Below are 10,275 nucleotides of genomic sequence, written 5' to 3'. Positions count from 1 at the left end.
GGGCACAGTGATGATTCTCATCCCAGCCGATCTGCACCAAGGCCACCGGGATCGACAGATCCTTGCTGGGATAGATCTGGGATCCGTCTACTGCAAAGGTGGGAATATTTTTGATAACCGACCTTGCCCACTCACAGCTTTCTTCGTAGCTGGCCCATTGCTGCTTAAAAGGAATTGCCCAACCGGAATGAAGATCCCATTCTTGAGTGGGCAGGGCACCGGGAAAGTCCAAAAGCGCTGTTTTTTCAGCAATCTCTGCGCTCGACCACCGGCACAAGCTTTTCATGGCCTGCCGATACCCTTCTCTGCGCTCCGATAGCCCTTGATCAAAAGTCACGAAAGCCTCTCGCTTTTGCTGCAATACCGCCAGAACCCGGTCAGCTCTAAATACCATAGATGGGATCCCTCCTCATCTGGTCAGAGCTGGAGTGCCTCTCCACCCGAATGATGTTCTCCGTTACTTGCTCAAAGGTATCGTCATGGCTGATTACAAATAGCTGCTCAAAAGATCGCAAATTGGTGATGGCCTCTGCCAACCGCTGTCGCCGCTGGGCGTCCATGTTGGTGGTGGGCTCGTCGAAGAAGGCAATATCCAACTGTCCTAACACCTTGAGCAAAGCCAGGCGAACTGCCAGAGCTGCCGACATCTGCTCTCCTCCAGAGAGGCTGGCAAAACGTCGTTTGGGGCCGCCTCCCTCTTGAACGCGGATCTCATAGTCGGCCTCCCAGGTGAGGGCAACATTGGGGCGGTTGAGGATTTCCCGGAAGAGGTGATCGGCAATGTTGTTGATCTGCTGTAGATAGTATTGGGTAATTTGGGGGCCGGCCTTTTTGTAGGTATCTCGGCTAAACTTAATGAAGCGATGCAGCCGCTCTTTCTCGATGCGTTGCGTCTCAACTTGTTTTAAGGTTTCTCTCACCCGCTCCAGTTGCTGTAACCTTTCCTGGATTTTCTGCAGTTGAGGGGCAAGGCTTTCCAGGCGAGCTTGGGCCTCGGCCTTTTGAATTTCGGTGGCCTGCAAAAGGGAGTGTAGACGTTGGTGCTCCTGAGGCTGATAGAGGGAAGCCAAAGGATCCCGCTCTGCCCGTAATCGGGACAGTTGGGTTTGCAATGCTTGCTGTTGCGCCTTCAGTTCACTGAGCTTTTGTTCTCGTTGGGGGAGCAGTTTGGCAATAGGCTCCAGACGTAGATATTGCTCGTGATCCGCTCGGTAGTGTTCGCGCTGTTCTTGCAGGGATCCCAGCTCTCGATCCAAGTGCTCAGTTTGCAGCAGCGCTTCCTCAAGGGGACGGAGTGCTGCCTCCAAATCCTGGATTTGCTGTAGGTACCCTGCCTGCGTTTGCAGGTACTGTCTTTCCAGCTTGAGCTCTGCTTTCAGCCGCTCGGCCCGGCTTCTGGGATCTCCCAGGGACTTCAAGGTTTCAGCAGCTTTTGCAATTTGGGCTTGCAGGTAATCTTGGGATCCCTCTGTTTTCTCCCAGCGATCAATTTGGGCTTGTTTTTCCTGCTTGGCTTGCTGGATCTGTTCTAGGGCTAACTGAGCTGCTTGCAGTTCATCTTTTCGTTGTGGCAAACTTTGGACAAGTGGTTGCATACGGATAACGGTTTCATAGCTGTTGCGATGGCAGCTCTGCTCCTCCCGTAAAGCGGCAATTCTCTCGTCTAGATCGGCAAGTGGCTGAAGCTGCTGCTCCAGGGTTTGTATCTGTTGTTCAAGTTGCTGGATGCTGGCTACAACTTGCTGGTACTCTTGCTCAACTCTCGGCTTATGGTTGAGCTCCTTTTCCAGGCGCTGGATTTGTCCTTTGGGATCCCCTAGTGCCTGCAGCGCTTGGCCAATTTCCTGTTGTTGCCGAAGAAAGTCTGGCTCCGCCTCGAGGCTCCACTGAAGATCCTCAATTTTGCTCTGGCGTTCGTTTTGCCATTGCAGCAACTGTTGAATTTGAGCTTCTAACTCGGGAATCTGCGCCGTTAAGCCAAGCAGGGGCTGCAAAGTCTTGAGTTGCTTCTGGATATCGGCCAGTTGCTGGCGTAACTGAGGCTCGCAAGTTTGCGGGGAAAGATCCTGGAGAATCTGTTGGATGGATTGCAGTAGCTGTTGGCTGAGGGCTGAAGACTGGGCCAGAACTTGCGGGATCCGCTGCCATAGAGGTTGGAGTTGCGGATAACTCTGTTGGCAAGCGGCCAGCTCCTCCACAAGACTTTGAATGCTGTGGTTGTGCTGGGCCAGTTGGTGAGAGCCCTGCTCGACAAGGGCTTGGAGTTCCTGCTGAAATTGCCGCGCCGCAGCCAGGCGGCTGAGCTGAGTTTGCAGTCGCTCTTGTTGAGCCTCAAGGAGGGGAATCTTGGCTACGTGCTCTCGATCGGCCTGTCGCTGTCGAAGCTGCAGCCGCAACTGTTCCAACTGGGCCCGGCCCTGTTCCTGTTCTATTTCTCTCTGTCTTAGTTCTAGGCGCAGGGCCTGAAAAGAGGCCAACTTCTGGCCAATTTGAGAGTACCGTTGTTCCAGGGCAATTTGCTTTTCGCAGAGAGTTTGCAGGTGTAGCTTTTCCTCCTCCATTTTGTGGAAGAGGTGGAGCTGTTGTCGATATTCGGATTCTCGCAATTGGAGTTGGTGGAGCTGCTGCCGTAAAGTTTCCCGCTGAGCTGTCAAAGTCTGCCGTGTTCGTCGCAACGCCTCTTGCTCTGCCACCCAAGCCTCCAACTCCAGATAACGCCTGTAGGCTGATTGGTGCTGTTGACAAATGGCCTGCGCCTGTTCAGCCTCTTGGACGCGGCTTTGCAGCAGTTGACAGCGCCCGGCGTGGGCTGACCATTCTCCCTGAAGCTGCTCCCAGTCGCGGTGCAGTTGGAGCAAGGTGTCGAGCTGCTGAGCCCAGTGGCTTTGTCGGCGCTCCAGCTCCTCTTGGGCTTGAATCTGGGGAGCCAGCTCCTCTAGCTCCTGCTTCCAGCGCTGTTGTTGGCTTAGTTTTTCCTGCAGCCTCGCCAGTTGGTTTTCGAGGTTCTGCTTTTGCGAGAGCAGGCCCTCCCGCTGCTTCAGCCACTCCAGGCGCTGCTGCCGTTGCTTTTCCAGCTCCCGCAACCGATCTTCTATGGCCAGAAAGCGCTGGGATCCCTCTTGATGGCGCTGTTGTTGTACCTGCGCTTGCTGGGCCTCTGCCCACAGCTTTTCGGCTTGCTCAAGGGCTACTGCCAGCAGGGATCCCTCTTGCTCCAGTTGAGCAATTTGCTGGTCGAGCGTTTGGATTTGCGCAAGCAGCTTCTCCAGCCGCTCCAGCTCCAACTTCACTTCGGCCAAGGTATGGGTATGGTGGCTTAAGCGCTCCTGCCAATGCCTCAGTTCTTGCTCAATTCTCTGCTGCTCTACTTGGAGTGGATCCCAGTCTTGCATCTGTTGATGGAGCAGCTCAATTTGATGCTTGACGGCCAAAACTTGCGCCTCACTGTATTTTTCAACTGCCAGCAGATCCTTTGCAACTTGCTGGTACTCTTCTACCTTCAAGATGCGGTCGAAAACTTCTTTCCGCTCCCGACTGGTTTTGAGAAAATCTGCGGTGAAAGTGCCCTGGGGTACCCCAATGGTTGTGGCAAAGAGCCGTGCCAAATCAGTACCAGCGGGCACGCCCAAATGTTGCCTCAGCCACGCCAGCACATCTGCCTTGCGCTCGTAATCTAGGCGCTGCTTCAATTGCGGATCGAAGAGGCGATATCCCTGGCTGACACTGCGACGAACGTCATAGGTGCGCTGATCCCACTGGGAAATAAACTGGACAGTAGCCACCGCATCGTTGGCGCCTGTGCGGATGAGTTCTTCTTGGTTGTAGGGGCAGTAGTCAAACAAAACCCAGGCGATGGCCTCTAGAATGCTGGTCTTGCCTGCTCCATTTTCTCCACAAATGGCGTTGATACCGGGCTCAAACTCGAAGAAGGCGTCCTCATGAGACTTGAAGTTCTGTAGAGCCAGAGAGAGGATCCGCATGGTCAGTCTTCTTCCCCCAGAAAGGCGCCGCTCAGGTGAGCATACACTTCCGCTTCGCCTTGCCCGTCCAGGATTTTCTCTTTGAGATCCAAGAGTAACTGTGCCAGCTCTTCGCTGCGCTTGCGGTAGTGGGCATGGCTGCTCAGCAGATCCCTGTAGATTTTCTCTTCAATTTGCAGCCTGCGCCCTTCTTCTTCGAGGGAAAGAGCAGCCGACCCGATCTCCAAAGTAGTGGCTTCGAAGCGGAAGAGAACCAGCAGGGCACCGGTAAGCTGCTGAATCTGCTGCTGCAGGGCGCGGCTATCCAGCTCGTGCTTGGCAAAGCCCACCTGCCCCACCAGCCGAAACTCCACCATTGGCTCTAGCCCACTTTCGGGAAGGTCGGATCCCTTGGCCAAGGCAATTGCGGCTGCAACAATCTCTTCGGGGGTTTCCCGGCCCTTGGCTTCGAGAGAGATCCGTCGGTGAGGCCGCCGATAGTAGTCCTGCACCAGCTCAGCCTGAGGCGGGCCATCTCCCCAGCAAACGCGGTAGGCTCCCCGCGGAAAGTCCCACTCGGCGCTACTGTTGGCCTCCAGGGATCCGGGATTGAAGATCCAGCCCTCTTCCGTATAGCTTTTGTGGATGTGCCCCAAAGCCAGGTAGCCCACCCCCGCCTCCCGCAAAGGCAGCAGATCCCGGTAGCGCAAGGCCCCTTGGTAACGGGCAATTTGCCCCTCCAGCCCGTGGTGAAACATCAACACCACCCGCTCGGGCCCGGGGGGCAGCCGGCGAATGGCCGCCGCCAACTGCTCGATTGACTTGGGGGCCGCCGACCCGTACCACTGGGATCCGATCACCCGTACCCCACAGGGCAGGTCTAGATAGCCCCCCCGCCCCCCTGCCCAGGGGCGCAGCTCCAAACCCTCCTCTCCTGCTTCCGGCTCCAGCAGGATCAGTTCGCCGTGATCAGCCAAGTATCGCAGCCAACTGGTCTTGACACCGTAGGGGCGATTGTCGTGGTTGCCCTCAATGGCCAAGACGGGGATCCCGGCCTGCTTTAGCTCCCGCAAGACAATCTGGGCTTGGTTGAGGACGCCAGGCTGAATTTGCCGATGCTCAAACAGATCCCCGGCGATGAGGACAAAATCCACCGGGTTCTGGATGGCATGGCGGCGCACCACATCCCGAAAGGCCAAAAAGAAATCTTTGCTCCGCTCCGGGCTGTTGTAGCGGTCGTAGCCCAGATGCACATCGGCTAGATGCAAAAAGGTGCAGGTAGAAGTGGCCATCGCCCGAACCTGCCAGCAAATTGCCCACAGTTTAGCCTAATCGGCGGGAAGCCCCGCACTGTAGGGGTGAACTGTGTTTACCCAAGAGCCAATCAGTGTCGGGATGAAAGCCGTTCGTGCCACAAGACGCTATCGGTTCGCGCAGCGTGGCGTAAGCCATGGTGTGTTGACTCAACGAAGATAAGGGTCGGGAAGTGCCGGGATTCGTTTACCAGACAAACCCTAGTGCTCAACCCGATATAGGGATCCCTTCCCGGTCATTTGCAGCTTTGCCCGCATTGCCACCACTAGAGGTAGGTGCCGCCCCGCCGCTGCTGGCTACGGACCCGGTGACATTAGCCAACGGCTCCAGAAGCTCCGGCCCCTCTCCTGAAAGCCCAGAAGCCGCGAGACGCTACTTGCTGCCGCTAGCCTAGAACAAAAAGTATCGTTGCGCCATCGGCAGGACTTCTGCCGGCTCACAGGTGAGCAATTCTCCATCGGCCCGTACTTCATACGTCTCCGGGTTGACCTCGATGTGAGGGGTGCTGCTGTTGAGTTTCAAATCCGCCTTGCCAATCTCGCGGCAATTCTTGACCGCTACGGCCCGGCGTTGGATCCCCAGTTTTTCTGGGATCCCCAGGTCTAGGGCAGCCTGGGAGACAAAGAGCAGGCTGGTCTCGCTCAGGGCGCGGCCAAAGCTGCCGAACATAGGCCGAGGGTACACCGGCTGCGGAGTTGGAATCGAGGCGTTGGGATCCCCCATTTGGGCATAGGCAATCAAGCCCCCCTTCAGGACGATCTCCGGCTTAACCCCAAAGAAAGCCGGCTTCCACAGGCACAGATCCGCCAGCTTGCCCACCTCTACCGAGCCGATGATGTGGCTGAGGCCCTGGGCAATGGCAGGGCAGATGGTGTACTTAGCTACGTAACGCTTGGCCCGAAAGTTGTCGTTGCGGCTGCTATCCTGCGGCAGAGGCCCCCGTTGCACTTTCATTTTGTGGGCGGTCTGCCAGGTGCGAATGATCACTTCTCCCACCCGGCCCATGGCCTGGGAGTCGGAAGAGATGATGCTGAGGGCCCCCATGTCGTGCAAGATGTCTTCAGCGGCAATGGTTTGGGGGCGAATGCGGCTTTCGGCAAAAGCAATGTCCTCTGGCACCTCTTTGCTCAGGTGATGGCACACCATCAGCATGTCCAGGTGCTCTTCGATGGTGTTGCGGGTAAAGGGACGGGTGGGATTGGTGGAGCTGGGCAGCACGTTGGGCTCGGAAGCAATGCGGATGATGTCGGGGGCGTGCCCACCTCCGGCCCCTTCAGTATGAAAGGTGTGAATGGTGCGGCCATTGATGGCGGCGATGGTGTCTTCCACAAAGGCCGACTCATTTAAGGTATCGGTGTGGATCAGGGTCTGGATGTCGTATTCATCCGAAACCTGCAGACAGCTATCGATCACCGCCGGCGTCGATCCCCAGTCTTCGTGGATCTTCAGCCCGCAGGCCCCCGCTTCCACCTGCTCCCGCAGAGCTTCAGGAAACGCCGCGTTCCCCTTGCCAAAAAAGCCCAAGTTGACCGGAAACCCTTCCGCCGCCTGCAACATCTTCCCCAAGTTCCAGGCCCCCGGTGTGCAGGTGGTGGCGTTGCTGCCTGTGGCCGGCCCGGTTCCGCCACCCAAAAGGGTAGTCACTCCCGAAGCGATGGCAAACTCGCACAGTTGAGGACAAATGAAATGCACATGGGCGTCGATCCCGCCTGCCGTCAGGATCAAGTTTTCGCCGGCAATCACCTCGGTGCTGGGGCCAACCACCATGCCTGGTGTCACCCCCGTCTGGATGTTGGGGTTGCCGGCCTTGCCGATGCCGACAATGTAGCCGTCGCGAATGCCCACATCGGCTTTGACGATGCCCCACCAGTCCAAGATCAGGGCGTTGGTGATCACCAGATCCAGAGCCCCGTTGGCGCGGGTGGCCGTCGGCGATTGCCCCATGCCGTCGCGGATGGTCTTGCCGCCGCCGAACTTAATCTCCTCGCCGTAGGTGGTGAAATCCTGCTCCACCTCGATGATCAGCTCGGTATCCGCCAGACGCACTCGATCCCCTACTGTGGGGCCGTAGTTGCTGACGTACTGGCGACGGGGAATTTCCAGAGTCATAGAAGGACATCTGCGCAGGAAGCTGTCAGCTTTCTACCACATATCCCCACCCAGAGGATCCCTTGCTGCCCGTTGCCCAGTTCTCAGCGTTCATTTCACCAGAGCAGATTGGGTTGGTGAAAATTCGTTACATATATTTACATCTACAATTGGAAAAACGATTGCCAATCGACGCCGACCCTGATCAGACAAGGGATCCCTCGTTTAATTATTGTGAAGCGACAGGGGGTTTACAAACCCTGACCTATAATGCCTGGTAAGTCCCGCCCTGGGGGGTTTCCTGACGATGGGCGGGAATGCTTCGTTCCTTGTCGCAAGAGAGGAGTTCTTGATGACAACTACACCCAAGGAGCGAGAGCCAAAGGTTAAGGTGACGGTTGATATCGATCCGGTTCCCACCTCATTTGAGAAATGGGCCAAGCCGGGACACTTCGATCGCAGCCTGGCGCGTGGCCCCAAGACCACGACCTGGATCTGGAACCTCCACGCTCTTGCTCATGACTTCGATAGTCACACCAGCGACCTAGAAGACGTCTCTCGCAAGATCTTTTCTGCGCACTTCGGCCACCTGGCGGTGGTCTTTGTCTGGCTGAGCGGCATGTACTACCACGGCGCTCAGTTCTCCAACTACTCCGCTTGGCTGGCGGATCCGATCAATATCAAGCCCAGCGCCCAAGTGGTCTGGCCCATTTTTGGCCAGGAGATCCTCAACGGCGATGTGGGCGGCGGCTTTGAAGGGATCCGCATCACGTCGGGCCTATTTCACCTCTGGCGGGCTGCCGGCATCACCAATGAGTTTCAACTCCTCTGCACCGCTATTGGTGGCTTGGTGATGGCTGGCCTCTGCCTGTTTGCCGGCTGGTTCCACTACCACAAGCGGGCTCCCAAGCTGGAGTGGTTCCAGAACGTGGAGTCGATGCTCAACCACCACCTGGCGGGCCTGCTGGGGCTGGGCTCTCTGGCCTGGGCTGGTCACCAAATTCATGTGGCCATCCCCATCAACAAGATGTTGGATGCGGGCGTGCCGGCGGCTCAGATCCCTCTGCCCCACGAGTTCATCCTCAAGCCGGCCCTGATGAAGGAGATGTTCCCCAGTGTGGATTGGGGCTTCTTCAGCGGGGTGGTGCCTTTCTTTACGTTGGACTGGGGCAAGTACGCGGAGTTCCTCACCTTCAAGGGGGGCTTGGATCCCCAAACCGGCGCCCTCTGGCTGACGGATCAGGCCCACCACCACCTGGCCATTGCCGTGCTGTTTATCGTGGCGGGCCACATGTACCGCACCAACTGGGGCATCGGCCACTCCATTAAAGAGATCCTGGAAGCCCACAAGGGTCCCTTCACCGGCGAAGGCCACAAGGGTCTCTACGAAGTGCTGACCACCTCCTGGCATGCCCAACTGGCCATCAACCTGGCCATGGTGGGATCCCTGAGCATCATCGTGGCCCAGCACATGTACGCCATGAACCCCTACCCCTACATGGGCATCGACTACGCCACGCAGATCTCCCTCTTTACCCACCACATGTGGATAGGGGGACTGTTCATTGTTGGCGGCGCTGCCCACGGGGCCATCTACATGGTGCGGGACTATGACCCAGCGGTAAACCGCAACAACGTGCTGGATCGGGTAATCCGCCACCGCGACGCCATCATCAGCCACCTGAACTGGGTGTGTCTGTTCCTGGGCTTCCACGCCTTCGGCTTCTACGTCCACAACGACACCATGCAGGCGCTGGGCCGTCCGCAGGACATGTTCTCGGACACCGGCATCCAACTGCAGCCCATTTTTGCCCAGTGGATTCAATCCCTGCACACCAACGCCATCGCCAGCACCGCTCCCTATGTGGGCGCTTCGGTGAGCCCCATCTTCGGCGGCGACGTGGTGGCCGTGGGCGGCAAGGTGTCCATGATGCCGATGGTGCTGGGCACGGCGGACTTCATGGTGCACCACATCCACGCCATGACCATCCACATCACGGTGTTGATCCTGCTCAAGGGGGTGCTCTTTGCCCGCTCTTCGCGCCTGATCCCCGATAAGGCCAAGCTGGGCTTCCGCTTCCCCTGCGACGGGCCAGGCCGCGGCGGCACCTGCCAGGTCTCCGGCTGGGATCACGTCTTCCTGGGGCTGTTCTGGATGTACAACGCCATCTCGATTGTGATCTTCCACTTCAGTTGGAAGATGCAGAGCGACATCTGGGGCACCGTCAACCCGGACGGCACGATTGAGCACATCACGGGCGGCAACTTTGCAGCCAGCGCCGTCAACATCAACGGCTGGTTGCGGGACTTCCTGTGGGCGCAATCGGTGCAGGTGATCAACTCCTACGGCTCGGCGCTGTCGGCCTATGGGCTGCTCTTCTTGGGCGCCCACTTCGTCTGGGCCTTCAGCTTGATGTTCCTGTTCAGCGGCCGTGGCTACTGGCAGGAGCTGATTGAGTCGATCGTTTGGGCCCACAACAAACTGAAAGTCGCTCCGGCCATTCAACCCCGCGCCCTGAGCATCATCCAGGGTCGGGCGGTCGGTGTGGCCCACTACCTGCTGGGTGGGATCGTCACCACGTGGGCGTTCTTCCTGGCACGGTTTGCCGCACTCGGCTAAGGCAAGGAGGAAGAGAGAATCATGACAACTGCAACTCGTTTTCCGCAATTCAGCCAAGACCTGGCCAGTGATCCCACCACTCGACGTCTGTGGTATGGCATTGCCACCGCCCATGACTTCGAGACCCACGATGGCATGACGGAGGAGCGGCTTTACCAAAAGCTGTTTGCCACCCACTTCGGCCATCTGGCGATCATCTTCCTGTGGGCCTCGGGCAACGTCTTCCACATCGCCTGGCAAGGCAACTACGAGCAATGGGTGGCCAACCCCACCGGCGTCACCCCCATCGCCCAC

Annotated in this window: 4 protein-coding genes and 2 pseudogenes; 2 read left to right on the top strand and 4 right to left on the bottom strand. The window is 57.7% G+C overall.

Going from position 1 to position 10,275, the window contains the following annotated elements; translation table 11 throughout:
* The 4 genes and pseudogenes from NW835_RS09510 to ureC form a co-directional block, all read right to left on the bottom strand.
* Positions 1-394 (bottom strand): annotated as a pseudogene (locus NW835_RS09510) (NurA domain-containing protein); the annotation flags it as partial.
* Complete coding sequence (locus NW835_RS09505; protein ID WP_414415149.1) at positions 384-3,980, bottom strand: AAA family ATPase; 3,597 nt, start codon at positions 3,978-3,980, stop codon at positions 384-386. The pseudogene NW835_RS09510 and the gene NW835_RS09505, both read right to left, overlap by 11 nt.
* Positions 3,981-3,982: 2 nt before the next feature.
* On the bottom strand, positions 3,983-5,251 hold the full coding sequence (locus NW835_RS09500) for a metallophosphoesterase family protein (RefSeq protein ID WP_414370199.1): 1,269 nt from the start codon (positions 5,249-5,251) through the stop codon (positions 3,983-3,985).
* 412 nt (positions 5,252-5,663) lie between these two features.
* Complete coding sequence (gene ureC, locus NW835_RS09495; protein WP_414335744.1) at positions 5,664-7,382, bottom strand: urease subunit alpha; 1,719 nt, start codon at positions 7,380-7,382, stop codon at positions 5,664-5,666.
* Between the two features lie 331 nt (positions 7,383-7,713).
* Here ureC and psaA point away from each other — a divergent pair, with 331 nt between their 5' ends.
* Entirely contained in the window at positions 7,714-9,981 is a 2,268-nt protein-coding gene (gene psaA, locus NW835_RS09490) for a photosystem I core protein PsaA (RefSeq protein ID WP_414365602.1), read from the top strand.
* Between the two features lie 21 nt (positions 9,982-10,002).
* Positions 10,003-10,275 (top strand): annotated as a pseudogene (psaB, locus tag NW835_RS09485) (photosystem I chlorophyll a apoprotein A2); the annotation flags it as partial.

Source organism: Synechococcus sp. OH2 (genome assembly GCF_047462155.1).
Taxonomy (GTDB): domain Bacteria; phylum Cyanobacteriota; class Cyanobacteriia; order Thermostichales; family Thermostichaceae; genus Thermostichus.
Note: the sequence above shows the minus strand (reverse complement) of the source record. Positions and strands in the feature narration are given on the sequence as shown.

Coding starts and splice junctions, on each gene's coding strand:
- NW835_RS09505 (WP_414415149.1), bottom strand. CDS start 3,980: ATGCGGATCCTCTCTCTGGCTCTACAGAACTTCAAGTCTCATGAGGAC.
- NW835_RS09500 (WP_414370199.1), bottom strand. CDS start 5,251: ATGGCCACTTCTACCTGCACCTTTTTGCATCTAGCCGATGTGCATCTG.
- ureC (WP_414335744.1), bottom strand. CDS start 7,382: ATGACTCTGGAAATTCCCCGTCGCCAGTACGTCAGCAACTACGGCCCC.
- psaA (WP_414365602.1), top strand. CDS start 7,714: ATGACAACTACACCCAAGGAGCGAGAGCCAAAGGTTAAGGTGACGGTT.